This window comes from Pectobacterium versatile (genome assembly GCF_020166435.1).
GTDB classification, from domain to species: Bacteria; Pseudomonadota; Gammaproteobacteria; order Enterobacterales; family Enterobacteriaceae; genus Pectobacterium; species Pectobacterium versatile.
Genome location: NZ_JAINZP010000001.1, coordinates 381,481 through 402,159, shown reverse-complemented (window position 1 = coordinate 402,159; position 20,679 = coordinate 381,481). Strand labels below are relative to the sequence as shown.

Annotated in this window: 15 protein-coding genes; 9 read left to right on the top strand and 6 right to left on the bottom strand. The window is 52.1% G+C overall.

Going from position 1 to position 20,679, the window contains the following annotated elements; all coding sequences use genetic code 11:
- Positions 1 to 17: 17 nt before the first annotated feature.
- A complete protein-coding gene (locus K7X24_RS01775) occupies positions 18 to 1,547 on the bottom strand; it encodes a cellulase family glycosylhydrolase (RefSeq protein ID WP_224552525.1) in 1,530 nt (509 codons plus the stop codon).
- Positions 1,548 to 2,098: 551 nt separating this feature from the next.
- On the opposite strand from K7X24_RS01775, the gene sapA reads away from it, so the two are divergent.
- The 8 genes from sapA to K7X24_RS01735 all read left to right on the top strand — a co-directional run bounded on the left by sapA (position 2,099) and on the right by K7X24_RS01735 (position 9,662).
- Entirely contained in the window at positions 2,099 to 3,787 is a 1,689-nt protein-coding gene (sapA, locus tag K7X24_RS01770) for an ABC transporter substrate-binding protein SapA (protein WP_224552523.1), read from the top strand.
- Positions 3,784 to 4,749 carry a putrescine export ABC transporter permease SapB gene (gene sapB / locus K7X24_RS01765; protein WP_224552521.1) on the top strand — a complete coding sequence of 322 codons (966 nt, stop codon included), beginning with the start codon at positions 3,784 to 3,786 and terminating at the stop codon, positions 4,747 to 4,749. The genes sapA and sapB overlap by 4 nt, the downstream gene beginning before the upstream one ends.
- On the top strand, positions 4,736 to 5,626 hold the full coding sequence (gene sapC, locus K7X24_RS01760; protein WP_107332760.1) for a putrescine export ABC transporter permease SapC: 891 nt from the start codon (positions 4,736 to 4,738) through the stop codon (positions 5,624 to 5,626). Before sapB ends, sapC begins: the two co-directional genes overlap by 14 nt.
- Positions 5,627 to 5,642: 16 nt before the next feature.
- Positions 5,643 to 6,635, top strand: a complete 993-nt coding sequence (sapD, locus tag K7X24_RS01755; RefSeq protein ID WP_224552519.1) for a putrescine export ABC transporter ATP-binding protein SapD — start codon at positions 5,643 to 5,645, stop codon at positions 6,633 to 6,635.
- The gene (gene sapF, locus K7X24_RS01750) at positions 6,635 to 7,450 is read left to right on the top strand and encodes a putrescine export ABC transporter ATP-binding protein SapF (RefSeq protein WP_010276730.1); all 816 of its coding nucleotides are present in this window, start codon (positions 6,635 to 6,637) and stop codon (positions 7,448 to 7,450) included. Before sapD ends, sapF begins: the two co-directional genes overlap by 1 nt.
- Before the next feature lie 193 nt (positions 7,451 to 7,643).
- Positions 7,644 to 8,432, top strand: a complete 789-nt coding sequence (fabI, locus tag K7X24_RS01745; RefSeq protein ID WP_010276729.1) for an enoyl-ACP reductase FabI — start codon at positions 7,644 to 7,646, stop codon at positions 8,430 to 8,432.
- A 349-nt stretch (positions 8,433 to 8,781) separates the two neighbouring features.
- Positions 8,782 to 9,402 carry a hypothetical protein gene (locus K7X24_RS01740; protein WP_224552518.1) on the top strand — a complete coding sequence of 207 codons (621 nt, stop codon included), beginning with the start codon at positions 8,782 to 8,784 and terminating at the stop codon, positions 9,400 to 9,402.
- Positions 9,372 to 9,662 carry a hypothetical protein gene (locus K7X24_RS01735; RefSeq protein ID WP_224552516.1) on the top strand — a complete coding sequence of 97 codons (291 nt, stop codon included), beginning with the start codon at positions 9,372 to 9,374 and terminating at the stop codon, positions 9,660 to 9,662. Before K7X24_RS01740 ends, K7X24_RS01735 begins: the two co-directional genes overlap by 31 nt.
- A gap of 673 nt (positions 9,663 to 10,335) precedes the next feature.
- On the opposite strand, the gene K7X24_RS01730 is transcribed toward K7X24_RS01735, so the two are convergent.
- From K7X24_RS01730 to K7X24_RS01715, 4 genes are all read right to left on the bottom strand, one after another.
- Positions 10,336 to 11,307 (bottom strand): FAD:protein FMN transferase, encoded by a 972-nt coding sequence (locus tag K7X24_RS01730; RefSeq protein WP_224552514.1) that lies wholly within the window; start codon positions 11,305 to 11,307, stop codon positions 10,336 to 10,338.
- 115 nt (positions 11,308 to 11,422) lie between these two features.
- Positions 11,423 to 14,299: a flavocytochrome c gene (locus K7X24_RS01725; RefSeq protein ID WP_224552512.1), complete on the bottom strand. Its 2,877-nt coding sequence runs from the start codon at positions 14,297 to 14,299 to the stop codon at positions 11,423 to 11,425.
- Between the two features lie 339 nt (positions 14,300 to 14,638).
- Positions 14,639 to 17,002 (bottom strand): TIM-barrel domain-containing protein, encoded by a 2,364-nt coding sequence (locus K7X24_RS01720; RefSeq protein ID WP_224552510.1) that lies wholly within the window; start codon positions 17,000 to 17,002, stop codon positions 14,639 to 14,641.
- Between the two features lie 34 nt (positions 17,003 to 17,036).
- Positions 17,037 to 18,347, bottom strand: coding sequence for an MFS transporter (locus K7X24_RS01715; RefSeq protein WP_103860512.1), 1,311 nt, complete (start codon positions 18,345 to 18,347; stop codon positions 17,037 to 17,039).
- Between the two features lie 320 nt (positions 18,348 to 18,667).
- On the opposite strand from K7X24_RS01715, the gene K7X24_RS01710 reads away from it, so the two are divergent.
- Positions 18,668 to 19,738: a LacI family DNA-binding transcriptional regulator gene (locus K7X24_RS01710; RefSeq protein WP_224552508.1), complete on the top strand. Its 1,071-nt coding sequence runs from the start codon at positions 18,668 to 18,670 to the stop codon at positions 19,736 to 19,738.
- On the opposite strand, the gene K7X24_RS01705 is transcribed toward K7X24_RS01710, so the two are convergent.
- Positions 19,729 to 20,631, bottom strand: coding sequence for a LysR family transcriptional regulator (locus tag K7X24_RS01705; protein ID WP_224552506.1), 903 nt, complete (start codon positions 20,629 to 20,631; stop codon positions 19,729 to 19,731). The two genes, K7X24_RS01710 and K7X24_RS01705, sit on opposite strands and share 10 nt — an antisense overlap.
- Positions 20,632 to 20,679 lie beyond the last annotated feature (48 nt).

Genomic DNA, 20,679 nt, shown 5'->3' with positions numbered 1-20,679 from the left:
AAGTTAACAACTCACGATTACGGTTCCACACCCCATACCAGCGTGCCTTTATCGTGCACGGTGATCTTATCCCAGTTAGCGTAGCTCGTGACGTTAGCGCCGTATGAATAGTCGTTGGTTTCATTCACATTGCTCCAGTCACCGGCGTGGATACGCACCTGCACTTCACCAGTTTCCGCGCCCGGCTGAAGGGAACCGGCTCCGCTGCTGAAGGTCACCAGAACATAGCGGTTGGCTTTGTCGGTGCTGGCGGCTGGCGTCCCTGTGCTGGTCACGATGTTGTTAGGGCCGACGTTCGCCCAGTCAACAAAGAGGTTCGCGCCGGGTTTGCCATCATCATGGAAGTAGTAACGTACTTGCAGATCGCTCAGTTTGATCGGCGTACTGCCGGTATTTTTGATGTTGACGGCCATACGAATCGCATCATCGGACGGGTTGTTATCCACATTACGATATTGCAGCACGACGTCACCCGTTGTTCCGTTACCCGGGTTAGTTGGCGTGGTCGGGGTAGTCGGCGTATCGCCACCGTTATCGCCATTAGTCAGATCAGCACCCGCACGAGTCTGCTCTCTGACAAATTTGCCTGACGTAGACAGATTCTGCTCCGTCCAGCCACCTGATTTGCTCGCCCCCGGTGCCAGCGCGGCGGACGCTTCTGACTTATCGGTAAGCGACCAGTTCACCCAGCTTACGCCACGGTTATTCAGGAAATCGATCCAGGTCTGCGATTCAGGCAGGAACGGTCCGCCGTTGCCGGATGCATCGCTTGTGCCCCACTCGCTGACGAAAATCGCAGCGCCACGGCTTTGTGCATAGTCAATACGGTCGCGCAGGAACTGCCCGTGCGTACCCGCATAGAAATGCAGCGCGTAAAGGGTATTAGGATCGGGTAGCTGATTATCCGCTGCATCGTGGATATCCTGACTCCAGGTGCCCGTACCAACGATAATGAGGTTATCGGGATCTTTGCTACGGATGGTGTCAGTCACTTCCAGCGCATAAGGCCGAATCTGTCCGTTCCATGTCACGCCACCGTTTGGCTCATTGGCGATTTCATAAATCACGTTCGGCGAGCTGCCATACAGCCCAGCCATTTCGGCAAAGAAGGTTTTTGCCTGTGCTTTATAAATATTAGGATCGTTATCCGACAAGATATGCCAGTCGATGATGATGTAAACGCCGAGGCTTTGCGCCGCCGCAACGGCCTCTTTTACCTTATTGGCGAGGGAGGGATTCGAAATATAACCATCCGCCGCCGTGTACATGGCGACGCGGAATACATTAATCCCCCAGTCATCGCGCAGCCACTTCATCGAATCTTTGTTGACATAGTCGCCAAACCACTGCAAACCGTGTGAACTGACCCCTCTCAGTTGCACCCTTTTCCCCTGTTCATCCACCAGTCGCCCGTTTTCGATGGACAGCTGACCATGCGTTTCTACCGGCGTAGCGGATAATGCTGAAAAGCTGAGTGACATCCCCAGCACCGTTGTTACCACACCTAACGTCAATTTCCTGACGATTTGATTCCTTCTCATCCACATATTCCTTATCTCCATTGTGAACCCATGATCTTGGGTATAAGCATGATAAGGGAGATTTCCGTTACCGCAAATCATTTAGGAAGTATTCAAACCATATTGATTTAATTAATTATTCACAAAAAAATAGAAAGCAGAGTAAGTATTTAGCAACGTGAGTTTGGCGGAAAAAAAAGCCAGCACGTAGGCTGGCTAAAATAATACTGGAAGCAATGTGAGCAATGTCGTGCTCTCCTTCAGTGCCTGCGAGAAGCTACTGCTGAAGTGCGAAAAAGATGATAATAGTTATCAATATCACCTGTAAAGCATTTTGTTGAGAATTTTTCTCATTCCCATGCTGGTTATGGGGTTCCTAGCCGTTGCATCCCTATCGATAACGACCTTAATACCCTGCTAGGTTAAATAACCTATGGCTGTAAAAATTTGAGATCGCCTTAATCACTCCGGCTGGCTCAAACGGTTGGAAAGTCGCCAGATGCGCATAACAAGAGTGGGGGAGGATGCCAAGAGTGCGATACACTCTATATATAACCGTCTTGACTGAAAAATCCCGTATGTTCGGAAAAACCTGTTTCGCACTGGCACTCACCTGGCTGGCTTTGCCTGCACTGGCCGCACCACCGTCCGTGCCAACGCCGCCTGCTCCGCTGGAAAATATTCGCCAGAGCGGTTTTGTTTATTGCGTCAATGATGTCCTGAACACGTTTAACCCGCAGATGGCGCGCAGCGGCGTCACCATTGATACGCTGGCAGCGCAGCTTTACGATCGCCTGCTGGATGTCGATCCTTATACCTATCGTCTGATGCCAGAACTGGCTCAGCGCTGGGAAGTCTTGGATAACGGTTCGACATACCGTTTCTACCTGCGCCGCGATGTGCCGTTTCAAAGTACCGCGTGGTTCAGCCCCACACGAAATATGAATGCCGACGACGTGATATTCAGTTTCCAGCGCATGCTGGATAAAAAACACCCGTATCATGATGTCAACGGTGGCGAATACCCCTATTTCGACAGTCTGCAATTCGCCGATTCAGTGCAAAGCATTCGCAAGCTGGGCGAATACAGCATTGAGATCCGGCTCAACAGCCCTGATGCCTCTTTTCTCTGGCATCTGGCCACCCACTACGCGCCGATTCTGTCCGCGGAATACGCACAACGTCTGGCAAAAGAAGACAAGAAAGAGCTGCTGGATCGCGAACCAGTTGGCACCGGCCCTTATCTGCTCAATGAATACCGCAACGGACAATATATCCGGCTGACACGCAACGCCGACTATTGGCGCGGCCTGCCACGTATGCCGCAGGTGGTTGTCGATCTTGGCTCCGGCGGGACAGGCCGCTTATCCAAGCTGCTGACAGGTGAATGTGATGTCCTCGCCTATCCGGCAGCCAGTCAGTTGACGATCCTGCGTAACGACCCGCGCCTGCGTCTCTCGCTGCGTCCCGGCATGAACGTCGCCTATCTGGCCTTCAACGTGCGTAAACCGCCGTTGGACGACCGCCGCGTGCGGGAAGCCATCGCACTGGCGATCAATAACGACAGGCTGATGCAGTCGATCTATTACGGCACGGCGGAAACGGCGGCGTCTATTTTGCCTCGTGCTTCGTGGGCGTACGACAATGAATCGCAGGTTACGGAATATAATCCGAAGAAAGCGCGGCAAATCTTGCAGGAACTGGGGCTGACTAACCTAAACTTGCGCCTGTGGGTACCCAGTGCCTCACAATCCTATAACCCCAGCCCGTTGAAAACGGCAGAACTTTTACAGGCCGATCTGGCGCAAATTGGCGTCACCGTGACCATCGTTCCGGTGGAAGGCCGTTTTCAGGAAGCGCGGCTGATGGAGCTCAGCCACGATTTAACGCTGGCAGGCTGGGCAACGGACAGTAACGATCCAGACAGCTTTTTCCGGCCGTTGCTAAGTTGCGCTGCTATTCGCTCCCAGAGCAACTACGCGCACTGGTGCGATCCTACTTTTGATGAAGTGCTGCAAAACGCGCTCTCGTCACAGCAGCTTTCTAAGCGGATTGACTATTATCAGCAGGCACAGCGTATTCTGGCAGAACAGTTACCTGTTCTGCCGCTGGCGTCGTCATTACGGCTGCTGGCCTACCGCTATGACATGAAAGGGCTGGTATTGAGTCCCTTCGGCAATGCCTCGTTCGCGGGTGTCTTCCGCGAGGACCAACAGGCGCAGCAGAAGCCTTCTGCACCGGAAACCGTGGAGGAAGCACAGCCGTGATTATCTTTACCTTGCGACGCCTGGTGTTACTGATTGTGACCTTGTCACTGCTGACGCTGGTTGGCTTTAGCCTCAGTTATTACACGCCTAACGCCCCGCTCAACGGCGCAGCGCTGTTTGATGCCTATCACTTTTACCTCACCAGTCTGCTTCAGGGGGATTTCGGTCGTTCCAGTATTAACGGACAGGCCATCAGCGAATTGCTGAAAGAAGTGTTCCCGGCCACGATCGAGCTTTGTCTGCTGGCCTTTGCGCTCTCGCTGCTGGTCGGTATTCCGCTGGGCATTACCGCCGGCGTAATGCAGAATCGCGGCGCGGACATTGTAATTAGCACGTTGGCGCTCATCGGCTTTTCCCTACCGGTGTTCTGGCTGGCGCTACTGTTGACGCTCTTCTTCTCGCTGCACCTCGGCTGGCTGCCGGTTTCAGGCCGTTTCGACCTACTCTATCAGGTAAAAACCGTCACCGGATTTGCGCTGATTGACGCTTGGCTGTCAGATGCGCCACATCGCGGTGAAATGATCGTCAGCGCCATCCGCCACCTGATTCTGCCGATTACCGTGCTAGCCGTCGGGCCGACTACCGAAGTGATTCGCCTGATGCGCGTCAGCACTACGGAAATTATCAGCAAAAACTACATTAAAGCGGCAGCCACCCGCGGACTGTCGCGCTTTACGATCATTCGTCGCCACCTGATTCATAACGCGCTGCCGCCGATTATTCCCAAATTGGGATTACAATTTTCCACCATGCTGACGCTGACGATGATTACCGAAGTGGTCTTTAACTGGCCGGGCGTCGGTCGCTGGCTGGTGAACGCCATTCGTCAGCAGGATTTTGCTGCAATTTCTGCAGGCGTGATGGTGGTCGGCGCAATGGTCATCACAGTCAACATCCTGTCCGATATTTGGGGTGCCATGGCAAATCCGTTGAAACACAAGGAATGGTATGCCCTACGATAACGTTTATAGCGAAAAGCGGCTGCCTAGCCGACTAGGCGATACCTGGCGGGCATTCCATCAGGATATGCTGGCGATGATCGGGCTATACGGCTTTCTGATCCTGATCGGTTTGTGTCTGTTCGGCAAATTTCTCGTACCTTATGAAGTTGACCAGCAATTCTTGGGCTATCAGTTGCTGCCCCCTTCCTGGTCTCACTACGGTGAAGTCTCGTTCTTTCTCGGCACCGACGATTTAGGTCGCGACCAGCTAAGCCGCCTGCTGAGCGGTGCAGCACCGACCGTCGGTGCCTCGCTCATCGTCACCTACGCGGCAGCGCTGTGCGGCATCGTGTTGGGCGTTTTTGCGGGCGTCACACGCGGGCTTCGCTCTGCGATGCTCAACCATATTCTGGATACGTTGCTGTCTATTCCGTCGCTGCTGCTGGCGATTGTAGTCATCGCCTTTATCGGCCCTAAACTCGAACACGCGATGCTCGCCGTCTGGCTGGCGCTGTTGCCGCGTATGGTGCGCACCATCTACAACGCTGTGCACGATGAAATGGACAAAGAGTACGTGATCGCTGCCCGCCTCGACGGCGCTTCCACGCTTTATCTGGTCTGGTACGTCGTGCTGCCAAACATCGCGGCGTTGCTGGTCTCCGAATTTACCCGCGCGTTGTCGATCGCCATTCTGGATATCGCCGCACTGGGTTTTCTCGATTTGGGCGCGCAGTTACCGACAACCGAATGGGGTGCCCTGCTTGGCAACTCGCTGGAGCTGGTTTATGCCGCACCGTGGACCGTTATGCTGCCCGGCGCGGCTATCGCACTGAGCGTGTTAATCGTCAACCTGCTGGGCGACGGCATCCGCCGCGCGCTCGTTGCGGAAACGGAATAAGAGGCGACGACTCCCTATGCCATTACTTGATATCCGTAACCTGACGATTGAATTTCTGACCGCAGACGGCGCGGTAAAAGCCGTCGACCGCGTCAGTATGACGCTGAGCGAAGGCGAAATTCGCGGGTTGGTAGGCGAATCCGGCTCCGGTAAGAGCCTGATAGCTAAAGCCATCTGCGGGATCACCAAAGAAAACTGGCGCGTGACCGCCGACCGCTTCCGCTTTGATGATATCGACCTGCTGCAACTGTCGTCACGCGAGCGACGTAAGCTGGTCGGCCATAACGTCTCCATGATTTTCCAGGAGCCGCAATCCTGTCTCGATCCGTCCGAAAGTGTCGGTAAGCAACTGGTGCAGGCGATTCCCGGCTGGACGTATAAAGGCCACTGGTGGCAGCGATTTAACTGGCGCAAGCGCCGCGCGATCGAACTGCTGCACCGCGTCGGGATTAAAGATCACAAAGATATTATGGGCAGCTATCCCTATGAGCTGAGCGACGGCGAGTGTCAGAAAGTGATGATCGCCATCGCGCTGGCAAATCAGCCGCGTCTGCTGATTGCCGATGAACCAACCAACGCGATGGAATCGACCACGCAGGCGCAAATTTTCCGCCTGCTGTCGCGCCTAAACCAGAACAATAACACCACGATTCTGCTCATCAGCCATGACCTGCAAACCATGAGCAAATGGGCTGATCGGATCAACGTACTCTATTGCGGTCAAACGGTGGAAAGCGCCACCAGTGAAGATTTGATCACCGCGCCGCATCATCCTTATACGCAGGCGCTGATTCGCGCAATGCCCGATTTCGGCCGCTCGCTGCCGCACAAAAGCCGGTTAAACACCTTGAACGGTGCGATTCCCTCGCTGGAACACCTGCCGATTGGCTGCCGGCTCGGCCCACGTTGCCCTTATTCACAAAAACAGTGTATGCAAACGCCGCCGCTGCTCTCCGTTAAGAACCACTTATATGCCTGCCACTTTCCGCTCAACATGGAGGAACCGTGATGGTTGAGATGCTGCTTGAAGCCCGCAACCTGACCAAGACGTTCCGCTATCGGACCGGGCTGTTCCGTCGTCAGCATGTTGAAGCGGTGAAATCCGTCAGCTTTACGCTGCGTGAACGGCAAACGCTCGCCATCATCGGCGAGAACGGATCAGGGAAATCAACGCTGGCTAAAATGCTGTCGGGCATGATCGCACCGACGTCCGGCGAGCTGGTTATCGATGACCATCCGCTGCACTACGGCGATTACCGCTATCGCAGCCAGCGCATCCGCATGATCTTTCAGGATGCGAGCAATGCGCTTAATCCGCGTCAGCGCATCGGGCAACTGCTGGATGTCCCGCTGCGACTGAATACCGATCTCAGCGCCGAAGCGCGTGAAAGAGCGATTAATCAGGCGCTGCATCAGGTCGGGCTACGTCCCGATCACGCCTATTACTATCCGCATGCCCTCGCGCCGGGGCAAAAACAGCGTGTCGGTCTGGCGCGTGCGCTGATCCTGCAACCGAAAGTGATTGTCGCCGATGAGGCGCTGGCGTCACTGGATATGTCTATGCGGTCACAGATTATTAATCTGATGCTGGAGTTACAGGAAAAGCACGGTATCTCTTATATTTACGTGACACAGCATCTGGGCATGATGAAACACATCAGCGACCAGATTCTGGTGATGCAGGCAGGCGAAGTGGTCGAACGCGGCAGTACCGCCGATGTGTTGTCCGCCCCGCTACATGACCTGACGAAACGTTTGATTGCCAGCCACTTCGGCGAAGCGCTCAGCGCCGACGCCTGGCGACGCGACGGCGCACAACGTTAATCTCCGCGCACCACGGCAGCATCCCCGCGACGGCCACAGGACTGTGGAAAAAGGGGGATACTGCTCGGAGTACCCCTACCGTCCCCAACATGGTAGAATCGCGCGGTTTATTCATCTCGGTCGTCACTTGCCGCGTACGTTTACGGGCACAGAAGTGGCGATCGCAGCAACAATGATCACAAGGATTACTGCTATGGGTTTTCTTACCGGTAAGCGCATTCTGGTAACAGGTGTTGCCAGCAACCGTTCTATTGCCTACGGTATTGCACAAGCAATGCAGCGCGAAGGTGCCGAACTGGCCTTCACGTATCAGAACGACAAATTGAAAGCACGCGTTGAAGGCTTTGCCAGCGAACTGGGTTCCAGCATCGTTCTGCCGTGTGATGTCGCTGAAGATGCCAGCATCGAAGCACTGTTTACCGAACTGGCTAACGTATGGCCGAACTTTGATGGCTTCGTGCACTCCATTGCTTACGCACCGGGCGACCAACTGGACGGTGACTACGTTGATGCCGTTACCCGTGAAGGTTTCAGCATTTCTCACGATATCAGCTCTTACAGCTTCGTCGCGATGGCGAAAGCCTGCCGTAAGATGCTGAACCCGAACTCTGCGCTGGTTACCCTGTCCTACCTGGGTGCTGAGCGTGCTATCCCTAACTACAACGTGATGGGTCTGGCAAAAGCGTCTCTGGAAGCAAACGTACGTTACATGGCGAACGCCATGGGTGCTCAGGGCGTGCGCGTCAACGCCATCTCTGCGGGCCCGATTCGTACACTGGCTGCCTCCGGCATCAAAGACTTCAAGAAAATGCTGTCGCATTGCGAAGCCGTTACGCCAATCCGCCGTGTCGTTACCATTGAAGATGTGGGCAACTCTGCCGCGTTCCTGTGTTCCGATCTGGCTGCCGGCATCTCCGGTGAAGTCCTGCACGTTGACGGCGGTTTCAGCATCGCCGCAATGAACGAGCTGGAACTGAAATAACGTGAATAAGGAGGCAGCCTTCTTTTCAGAAGGCTGCCTTATTTCTTATACACTTCCATAATGGTGGAATAGCCTACTATAGACCAACATAGATTTAGCTATTCATCAAAATTCGTATGAATCCTCATAGAATAAGCATAAAAAATTAACGATCTTTCGTGTTCTATGAAAATATTTTTATTCATCAAATAATAAAAAATCATTGATAAGAATTTTTATAAAACAGACACCTACAATATACGTCTAAAACATTGTTCTTATGTGTAATCAGGAGAATATAATAGTAAAAAACCAAACAAATATTAAAATAACCATTAGTTAACTAACAATATCAAAAAAGGATTATTTTATGAAAACTACTGAACTAGATATAGTAAAAAAATTCTCTCCCGCTTTTTATTTTCATGAAAATGAGAAATACTTCCCTTGCTCGATAGAGCATCTAATTGAAAAAGGCACACTGAAAAAATCTGATACTACATTAATTGACATAGGGAAATGGGAATATTCCTCTAATACTATCTCGGTCGTTCCTTTCTATTTAAATGGCCACCCCCATCTTTTTGGATTAAATAGTGAAAATAATAGCGCCTCTATCAGCCGAATCAATGATGATGGACATGGTTGGACTGAAGTAGGCAATGGAAAATGGCAGTCAAATTATATAAAAACAGCAATAACAACATATGAGTTAAATGGTAAAATTTACATATGGGCGCTTAAAAATAATGATCGAGCATATATCAGCCAAATTAATGACAATGGAAATGGCTGGACTGACATAGGTAGTTGGAAATGGCAATCAGACTATGTCGCTGTCATTTCATTCTACTTAAATGGGCACCCTTATCTTTTTGGCCTAAAACGAGGAAATGATAGGGCCTATATCAGCAGAATCAACGATGATGGCCATGGATGGACTGATGTAGGCAGCTGGAAATGGCAATCAAACTATATAGGAACAGCATAACCTCATATGAACTGAATGGGAAAACTTATTTATGGGCGCTTAAAGATAATGATAGAGCATATATCAGCCAAATTAACGAAGATGGAAACGGTTGGACTGACATAGGCAGTTGGAAATGGCAATCAAACTATATCAGAACAGCAATAACCTCATATGAACTGAATGGAAAAACTTACATATGGGCGCTAAAAGATAATGATAGAGCATATATCAGTGAAATTAAGGAAGATGGAAATGGTTGGACTGACATAGGCAGTTGAAAATGGCAATCAAACTATATCGGAACAGCAATAACCTCATATGAACTGAATGGAAAAACTTACATATGGGCACTAAAAGATAATGATAGAGCATATATCAGCCAAATTAATGAAGATGGAAATGGCTGGACTGATATAGGCAGTTGGAAATGGCAATCCAATTACGTCGCCGTAACACCCTACAAATTCAACATATCTCAACTAGCCTAGATAATTATTTTCATTTCGCATTGGGTTTTCAATCCGATGCGAACCTCATTCACAATGCACACAAACCAATCATAACTTAATGAATAACACCTTTATTTATCGAAAAATAAACATAAAACAACATATAATCAATCAAAAAAATCATTATTGGATATACTAAAAAACAAAATATAGCGTTATCACTTTACGATCCAATTTAATCTAACATCATCAGGTGAGAGATTAAAAACCAATTCACTGAACAATTCATAGTTGGGGTAAGTATATCTAAATCACAGTTAATTATCAGGTAATATTATAATACCCAACTAAAACAGGCCATCGTAACCGCCTTAAATAGCCAGTTGGCTATCACAAAAAACATCTCACCTCGGCATCAACACTATAGTCATTATTGATAAAGATAAGTTTATTAATAATGACTATAGTGCTGTTAGTCTACATGAATATTGCTTGATATTTATTATCTGACATAGGAAACGTAACTGTCATCCAACAATTCAAACACATAATCCCGCTGAGAAGAAAAGATAATCTCTCGCGCTTTTGTCACAAAGATGGCTTCAATGTCCGGCTGGTGTTGTAAAAACTCAATACCCGCGTTCACGCCCATGCCATAGAGCAGCGTGGTGTAGATATCGCCGTCGAGAGAATCATTCGAGATAACCGTCACGCTGTGCAATTCATTATCCAGCGGATAACCTGTTTTGGGATCGAGAATATGGTGATAGATACGGTCATCCACGGTAAAAAAACGCTCATAGACACCGGATGTCACCACGGATTTATTCTTCACCTTAATGATGCCCAGCAGGCTATCACGATCCGCGAAAGGCTTCTGTAACCCGACGCTCCATAGCCCTTGCTCATCCGTCAACGCGCTGCCGATAGCCAGCACGTTCCCCCCCAGATTGATCAATGCATCCTGAATTGCATGTTGATGCAAAACGTCTCGAACGATATCGGCAATATAACCTTTCGCAATCGCGCCCAGATCGATCTCCATCCCTGCGCTTTCTAGCAACACAGCGTGATTCTGCTCTCTGAGAATAATGCGCTCGGGGTGCGTTAATGCCAGCGCCCGCTGTATCGATTCCTGATCAGGCACCGTACTGCCGCTAAAACCGATTTTCCATAGCTTGACGACAGGGCCAATCGCCACGTTAAAACCGCTATTTTCAATCAGGCTCACCGCTCTGGCGCGCTTAATCAGCTCAAAGACAACCGGGCTGACCGACACATAATCGTTCCCCGCCGCGTGGTTGATGCTCATGACTTCCGACTGCACCCGATTAACGGTTAGCTGGTCTTCGAGCTGCTTGATGCGTTGAAAAACCTGCCTGACGGCGGTTTCATCATGGACGAACAGTTTGAGCAGGATGGGGCTGCCCATCAGATGAACGGAGTAGACATAAGCGTTATCGACAGAAGGCATACGGTGACTCCTATGATCGAATGGCGGTACAGAGAGGAAACGACCAGACAATGGCGAGCGCCCTTTCAGACGCCCGCCATCGGCCTTACCCTTTTATCACGTTCTCTTCTATCACTTACTCTTCTACCAGCATGGGTTGATTTTCAGCCGTTTTCACCACAGCTTTCGCGAACTTTGCCTTGCGCGCCTTCGCCGGGAACGCACCAGAATGACGCGGTGCCCGCGCATAGGCCGCAGCCTGAATCCCCGCCTGAATACCGAAGATAATAATATCCGCGACAGCGTTGCCACCAATGCGGTTCGCCCCGTGAATACCACCGACCACTTCCCCTGCGGCATAAGCCCCGGAGATCGTCTCTTTATGGCGATTCAGCACTTCCGCTTTTTCGTTAATGGTCACCCCGCCCATCGTATGATGCACGCCCGGCGCCACCTTAATCGCGTAGTAAGGTGCCTGATTCAGCGGATCGCGCATCCCCGTGGTTCGGCCAAAGTCTTCATCGTTTTTGTCGGCAATAAAGGCATTGTAACGTTCGAGCGAGGCGTGCAGCGCCGCTTGTGGCATGTCGAGCGTGTCGGCCAGTTCAGCGATGCTGTCCGCGCTGACGGTCAGCCCTTGTGCGACATACTCTTCAACTGCCCGATTGCGATTTCTTACCTGCTCATCGAACAGGATGTACGCATACTCTTCCGGCAGGTTGACGATGGCAGACGAGACGTTATCCCGCGTCTCCATTTCGTTAAAGAAGCGTTCCCCGCGCTGCGATACCAGAATGGCTCCGCCGCCGCGAATAGATTCGGAGATCAGATAAGAGGTGGTCTGCTCAACCGTCGGATGGGTTTGAATTTCCCCCATGTCCACCGTATTCGCGCCAATCTGTTCCAGCAGGCGAATACCTCCGCCCGTTGCGCCCTTGTGGTTGGTGGTGACAAAGCCTTTCAGGTCTGGGCGGTATGACTCAACCATCGCCTGATTGGCACTAAAACCGCCTGTGGCAACAATCACCGCTTTTGTCGCAATCAGGCTCTCTTCGTGCTCATCATTAACGACTCTAACAGCGGTCACTTTGCCCTTCTCTTGCACAATCTCCGTCACCGACGTTTCCAGCAGCACCTCAATATTGTATTTATTGAGGTTCTTAATCAGCCCGCTGACCAAATAGCCGCCCACCGCTGCGCCATTGGCAGGGCGATGCGTTCTGTCAACGCTCATGCCGCCCGTCGTGGTGATATCGCTCAGTTCGATGTCGTGCTGCGCCAGCCAGTTAATCGCGTCAGACGCGTGATCGACGAAATATTGCACCAGCGCCGGGTTATTCTTCTGCTTTCCGCTTTTCAGGGTTTCGTTATAGAACAGCGTCTGGCTATCTTCGATGCCCCTGTTTTGTTGGAAGACGGTTCCCGCCGCATTCATACCGGCAGAGGCCTTGATGGTATTGCCGCCGATGACTGGCATCTTTTCAATGACGATAACGCGCGCGCCCTCTTCGCTCGCCTGAATGGCCGCCGCTAGCCCTGCGCCGCCGCTGCCAATCACCACCACATCCGCCTCGCGACGCGCATCCGGGTTACCGCCATCGGCGATAATAGCGTCTTTGCTGGATTTCACCATCGCCTTGGTGACGGCCTTTTTAATCGCCTCACTCTGCGCCGTTGCGCCCGTTACGGCATCGACGTGTGGGCTATTGGTATCCAGAATGCGCTCACGGATAATGTCAAAACTGATTTTCAGTGAATCATCAATATCGCTATTATCCAACGCAATGTCGGCGACCCGATTCTGCTCAAAATGAACATGAATTCGCAGTTCGCCACCTTCATCCTGAACGCGTTCCTGATAAACCCCGGATTTAAATTTCTTACCCGTTAAATTCACGTCCCGAATCATGGCTTCAACTAATGAAAAACGCCACAGCGGTTCAGGAATCGTTAATGTTTCGCGTTTATCGCTGGCAATATAAAGCTCAAGTTTTTCCTGCTCGGCAATGCGATCCGTCCAGTCTGGATAAGCAATACAGGCTCTGCCAACGGCAATCAGGTCATAACCATTCTCTAACGCCGCGTCTGCATCTGCCTGGTTGACAATATCCCCTACGCCAATCACCGGAATCGCGGCTAATGTCGCGGAACGGCGGGCAACATATTTCTTAATCAGCGGCGTCGGGTCGTTTGTTTCGACAATCGATGAACGTAGAATATTTCCCATAGAGAAGTGGACATAATCCAGCCCGCGTGCCGCTAATTTCTCCAGCAGATAGAGCGAATCATCAAAATGAATGCCGGGTTCTTCGATCTCTTCCGGCGAGAAACGATAGCCGATGATAAACGAAGGATCGGCGTATTTATCCGCGACCTCGTGGGTGATATCCAACACCGCCAGCGGGAAGGCGGCACGTTTGTCACGGCTGCCACCCCATTTATCTGAGCGCTGATTAGAGTGAGGAGAATAGAATTGCTGAATAAGGTAAGTGTTCGCACCGTGAATTTCCACACCATCGAAGCCCGCCTGAATGGCGCGATGGACGGCATCGCCAAACTTGCCGATCATGGCGTCAACCTCATCGCCCGACAGGGCAACAGGAACGATGGCTCCCGCACGCGGCGCGGCAATCGCGCTCGGGGCAACCGGCGTCGCACCACCGATAAAACGGGGTTCGACCATACGGCCGCCGTGATAAATTTGCAGGATCGCCGTCGACCCTTTTTCTTTAATCGCCGTCGCTATTTTGGTCAGTCCGCCAATTTTGTCGTCGTTGTCTATCCCTATCGCGCCGGGAAAGGCCAACCCTTTGTCATCAATAAAACAGCATTCCACAATCACGGTGCCGATGCTGCCTGCTCTGGCCTGGTAATATTCCACCAGCTCTTTGGTCACGCTCCCATCGTAAAAACCGCTACAGGTGGTCATGGGTGCCATCAGTACCCGGTTTTTCAGCATCGCGCCGTTGGGGAGAGTAAAAGCAGCAAATAAATCATGGTGACTATTCTTCATAATGAATACTCCACTTAAAATAAAATCTTGTTCGAAAAGGCCATGTTTTTCTTTTAATCATTAATTCTTCTGGCTGATAATTTGCGAACTTATTACTTACCAAGTATCTATTTTTTTTGATGTTATAAAATGTTTTCTTAGTATTTAAACTATTTTGTAGATCCGCTTTTATTAGGGGTATTGGCACAACTATTTTTTATATTTAATATTCCATTCACTTCATTAACATCTCCTTATCTTTAAAATAACCAATCGGATATTATTTATATTCTGCATAACAAAAAAAACGCCCCGGTAATAAGTCCGGGGCATAGCAGGGAAGATGAATAGAGGTAATTATTAGTGTTGATAGGTCGTCGTGCGGACACCGTTAATGTACAGCTGGCGTTGCTCGTCCGCCGGCAGGCGCAGCGTCGCGTGCCGCCAGGCGGGCTGATATCGCCCTTCCGATGTGAACGTCACGTCAATGCGCTGGCTATCCGCACGGATTTCCCAGCGTAGCCACAGCGCGTTTCCTTCACGCCATTGCCACGTCTCGCCATCGTCCTCAAACAGCAGCCCGCAATCCGTACCGCCTGCGACAGGCGGAAAAAGCAGGAATTCACGCTGGTCATCTTCATGCGGGCTGACGTGCGCCGTTCGCCCCGACAACGGAATCATCGCACCGGCTCTGACCAACAGCGGGAGACGTTCCAACGGCGCATCCAGCACGATAGTCTGCCCACCGCTGAACCATTGGCCGGAATGAAAATCGTACCAGCCCGATGTATTCGCTGGCAGGTACACCGTACGCTGGCGCTGCCCCTGCTCGACCACGCTGGCGACCAGAATGTCTCGCCCCAGCATGAAATCGTCGGTTTCTTCCAGCGTCGCGCTGTCCTGCTCGTGGTCGAGGAACGTCGGGCGCAGCATCGGTTCATCGTCCGCGCTGGCCTGCCACAGCAAAGTATAAAAGTACGGCAACAGGCGATAGCGCAGTTCGATGGCGCTGCGAATCGCAGGCGTTACCGCGGGATACATCCACGGTTCGTTTACCGTCTGGTCGTCATTCCAGGAGTGAATGGTGAAACGCGGGTGCATCACACCGTTTTGAACCCAGCGCACAAAAAGTTCGGCGTCCGGCTTGTCGCCCGAAAACCCGCCGACGTCGTGTCCGACATTAAACAGGCCGGACAGGCTCATCCCGACTCCCATCCGGGTGTTGTAGCGTAGCGTCTGCCAGTTGGTGCGGTTATCGCCGCTCCAGGTCTGCACATAGCGCTGCATTCCCGCACAGCCGGAACGAGAGATCAGATAAGGGCGCAGCGTCGGGGCAAAGCGCTGCTGTGCCTCCAGCGAGGCGCGCATCATCAACAGCGGCATCAGCGGGCGAATGTGTTTGATCGCCATCGTTTCGCCGAATCCGTGACAGCGGGCTTCACCATCCCAGACTTCATACTCGTTATTGTCATTCCACGTCGAATCAATCCCTTTCTCCAGCAACTGCCGGGTGACGTTCTCCTGCCACCATGCCACCGTTGCCGGATTGGTGAAATCAAGGTGCGAACCTTCATCGTCCCAAAAGCTGGAACGCTCTGGTACATCGGATTCAGAATCACGGATAAATAGCCCCTGCGCCGACACCTCGTCGTATTTCGGGTGATCTTGCAGTAAACAAGGTTTGATATTGGCCGCCAGTTTGAGACCCGCCTCGTGGAAAGCCTGCGACATCACTTCCGGTTGGGGGACTTTGTCGTTATTCCAGTTAAACACATAGCGCTTATTGTTGATCGACGTGTAGCCCGACGAGAGTTGGAACGAATCACACGGGATATGATGTTCCCGGCACAGCGCGATAAATTTCATCAGCTGCTGCTGCGCATCCGGTGCATCGGTGTAATGCATGGTGGAACCGCTGTAGCCCAAGCTCCATTTTGGCCCAAAGAGCGTTTTCCCCGTCAGACGCACGAACGCTTTCGTCACATCCAACACCCGCGGCCCGATGAACAGGTAATAGTCGAGATCGCCCGCCTCCGCCTGATAGCGCCGATAAGCCAGATGATAATTATCGATCTCATTGCCGAGATCGAGCCAGGTCGTGCTCAGGTTATCGTAAAACAGGCCGAAGCTGACATCGTCGCGTCGGGTAATGGTAAACGGAACATGCTTATACAGCGGATCGGTGCTCGCCGCGTTGTAGCCCATCGAGTCCAGATTGCGGAACTCAAACCGACGTCCGGTGCGTTCAAGGTCGCCCGCTTTTTCACCCAGCCCGTAATAGCGCTCCGTCGGGAAACGGCGCTGATAGTGCGCCACGCCGTCACCGTGTGGATTGAGAAGATAGGCACTGGTGGGTCGATCGGCGGCAAACGGCTGCCATTCGCCCTGTTCATCGCAATATTCCCACGCCAGCCACAGCGGCTGATGAATCGTAATTCGCATCCGTGCGGTGCTGATACGCAGCGCATTATCCAGCTGTTCCAGTGAGAATTCTGGCAGGCTGAAACCTTCGCTACTTTCGCGGCTGCGCCCCTGCCAAGGGACATCCTGCTGCGGCGCGATGCTCCAGGTGCGATTGAGCTTCAGCTCGCCATTCTGTTTAACCAGCACGCGGGCCAACATCGGTTCCAGCACGTATAGGCAAAACACATGTTTGTCGTCCACCAACAGTTCAACATGGTCGGCGCTCTGATGACGGAACACCCAATTTTTCAACGTTTTCATACAGCGTCCTTTTCAGGAAAAAGTAAATGAGCCGTTATGCCTGCGACCGCGTTTTCCCACGACGTTCAGCAATAAATGCGATCAGGAAGATGGCACCGATCAGATCGAAGAATCCCATCGCGACAAACAGCGGGTTGAACCCGATTTTGTCGGCAGTGACGCCAATCAACAGCGAGAACAGGAAGCTGGCAATCCAGGCAAATGAACCACGCATCCCGTTCACCGTTGCCATCTGGCCTTTATCAAACGATTCCACCACCAGTGCGCTCAACATGCAGGAAATCACCTGATGGCCAAACCCACCGATGGAAATCAGCAGAATCGCCACCCACGGATCTTTACTGACAGCGACCAGCGCCAGCGACAGCATCAGAAACGCGCCCGTGACCGAACTCGCCACAATCGAGTTAACGCGCGAACAGCCGAACCAGCGGGTATAAAGTCGGGTGAGATAGCCACTGGCGATACTGCCGAGATCGGCAGCAAGAAACGGCAGCCACGCGAACATCGCAATTTGCTTCAGATCCATACCGCGTTCATTCGCCAGATAGAGCGGTACCCAAAAACTGAGCACGGCCCACGCGGGCTCTGCCATAAATGCTGGAATCGCGATACCGTAAAAGCGTTTGTTTTTTGAGACAGTTTTCAGTGCGGTGAAGAAAGGCAGTTTGACCGGCGGTGCCTCGTTGTCCTGACGGATGAAATCCAGCTCCTCGCGGCTTAAATTGGGGTGGTCTTCGGGGTTGTGATAGAACAGCCACCACAGAATCACCCACAGCAGCGCCAGCCCACCGCTGAACATAAACGCACCCTGCCAGCCTAGATAGGCATGCGCCACAACGATAATCGGCGGTGCCAGCATCGCGCCGATAGAGAAACCAACACCAGCCCAGCCTGCTGCAATCGGGCGTTCCTTTTTAGGGAACCACTCGCCCAGCGTTTTGGCATTCGCCGGTGTCGCCGCCGCTTCGGACGCACCCATAAAGAAACGCAAGATCGCCAGATGCAACCAGCTTCCCGCGCCCGCGTGGAAGATGCACATCAGCGCCCAGATCACCGCGCAGATCATAAAGCCAATTTTCAGACCGATAACATCGATCAGCCAGCCGCAAATCGGCTGAAAAATGGTATACGCCAGTTGGAATGCACCGACAATCCAGGAGTATTGCTCGGTGGTGATGCCCATACTGGTTTTCAGTTCTGGTGCCAGAATGCCCAGCGAATTACGGGTGATGTAATTCACGGTAACGCCGAGCAGGAACAGGCTCAGCACCCACCAGCGTAAATTTCTGAATGTCCGTTTACCTTTGGTAGCGATGGAGGACGAATTGATGTCGAGACTCATGGTGACTCCTTTACAGGAAAGTAGGGTTACATTGGTCTGATATCTCGACGGCATTTTTGTATTTATAGCCTATCGAGTAATCAAACCATTTTCATATCATTGTATTTATTGAGTTAAATCCTTTTTTATTCCATCTAATCACTGAAATTGGTTTACCAAAATGAGAGTAGAACAATTGAAAATCGTGAAACACTCACTTTTTTGAAAACATTTTCATGCTATGGTCAAAATCAAGGCAAAAAACGGTCTATAGCGCCTGAAAATAGGTAATAGATAGCAATGAAAACTTTGTCATTTTCGAAGGTGAACGGGATCACAAAATGAAAGGAAACCTGAAAATACGCGAAATTGCGCAGCGGACGGGCTACTCGATCAGTACGGTCTCACGCGTGCTGTCTGGTCAGTCCAATACCAGCGAGCAGGCAAAAACGGACATTCTCAACTGCGCCCGCCAGTGCGGCGTACTGGCCGATCTCGCCAACGGCCGCCTGCTCTTGAATGGACTCACTATTTTCGCCCCGCCGCGCGCGTTTGATATTCGGTCCGACATCTTCTATCACAAGGTGGTACAGAGCATTATTGATGCCCTGAAGCCACACGATGTGCGAGTGCGCTACTGCGGGCTGGAGGAAAATGACAGCGATGCGGCGCTATTTTTAGACAAAATGCGCGATCCGGCTACGGAGGCGGCGCTGCTGATCGGCATCGACGATCCCTATATTCACGCGCTGGCGGCGGACAGCGGTAAGCCCTGCATATTGATTAACTGTATTGACCGCAAGATGCGCTTACCGGGTGTGGCCCCCGCGCACCGGCTGATTGGCGAGTTCTCCGCCCACTATCTCTTCGAACAAGGTCACCATAACGTATTGACTCTGCTGTGCCTGCGTCGCTACACGATGGAGTTACGTCTGGACGGGATTCGGGATGCCTATCAGCACCATAATCTGCCGTTTTCCCCCGAGGACAACTTGCTGGCATTAGATAATTTCAGCACGACGGACGCCGAACAGACGATGACGGCCTTTTTAGCCCGCTGTCCGCAGGATAAACGACCTACAGCGATTTTGGCAGGTGGTGATTTCATCGCGGTTGGGGTGGTCAATGCTTTGACCAAAGCAGGATTGCGCGTGCCGCAAGATGTCTCGGTGATGAGCATGGATGGATTCAATCTCTCAGCCATTCACGACGTGCCGCTCACATCGGTACATGTGCCGCGTGAGGCGCTGGGCGAAGAGGCGATAAGGCTGCTGCAATATCGTCTAATCCGCCCCGAAGCCCCGGTTGGCAACCTGCTACTAAACGGTACGCTGGTGGTTCGTCAGTCCGTCAGGCGACTACGCGCCAGTAAATCAGTTGCGCCGATACAGGATGAAAGCCTTTACGACTGAGCCTGCAACCACGCCTGCGCAGCATCAAAGAAGTTCTGCGCCAGCGGCGTTGCTCGGCCAGCCTGTGCAACAACGACGGCAGCGCGGCGGCGCATTGGCGGAAACAGCAGCGGTCGCAATTTTAACGCGGGCGTCATGTCTGGGATCAGGCTGCCGTGAGGCACAATGCCGCACCCAAGCCCGACATAGGTGCTTTGGATCAGTTGCAGGACGGAAGCGCTTTCCACCTTAACCCACGGCGAAACCCCCATTTCGCGGAAATGGCTATCGAGATAGCGACGGAAATAGCGGCTGGCCTCCGCCAGACAGAGCGGAACCTCAGAAAGCGCATCGAGAGGCAGCGGTGTCTCTCCCACCAGTTGTGGAAAATGGTGCGGATGGAACAAGAGATCAACGCCCTGCTCCTTCAGCGGCGACGCCTGAAAGTGCAGTTCCTGTAGCGTCGAGAATTCAAAAAAGCCAATGCCGACATCCACCGAATGCGCATTTAACGCTTCCAGCAGTTGATCCGCACTGAACAGCGAGATCTGAAAATCCAGCTGCGGGTAAACCTTGTTCACCGCCGCCAGCAGGCTCGACAGCGCGATACTGCTTTGCGGCACTGCGCCGATGCGCAATACGCCGCTCACGCCACGTTTCAGCGACGCGACTTCAAGCTTTAGCCCCTGATAAACCGAGACGATTTCCCGCGCCCAGGCCAGCACGCGCTCACCTTCGGCTGTGAAGCCTTCAAAATTATTACCCCGATTAATTAACGCCAGATCCAGCTCTCGCTCCAGATTTTTCAACCGCATGGAGAGCGTGGGCTGACTGACAAAACTGGCTTCCGCTGCCCGGCCAAAATGGCGCTCTTTCTCCAGATTGCACAGGTATTGCAGTTGCTTAATATCCATCGTCAGACTCTGTAGTAGGTAAGCGGCAAGTATACCCTAAATAATTCG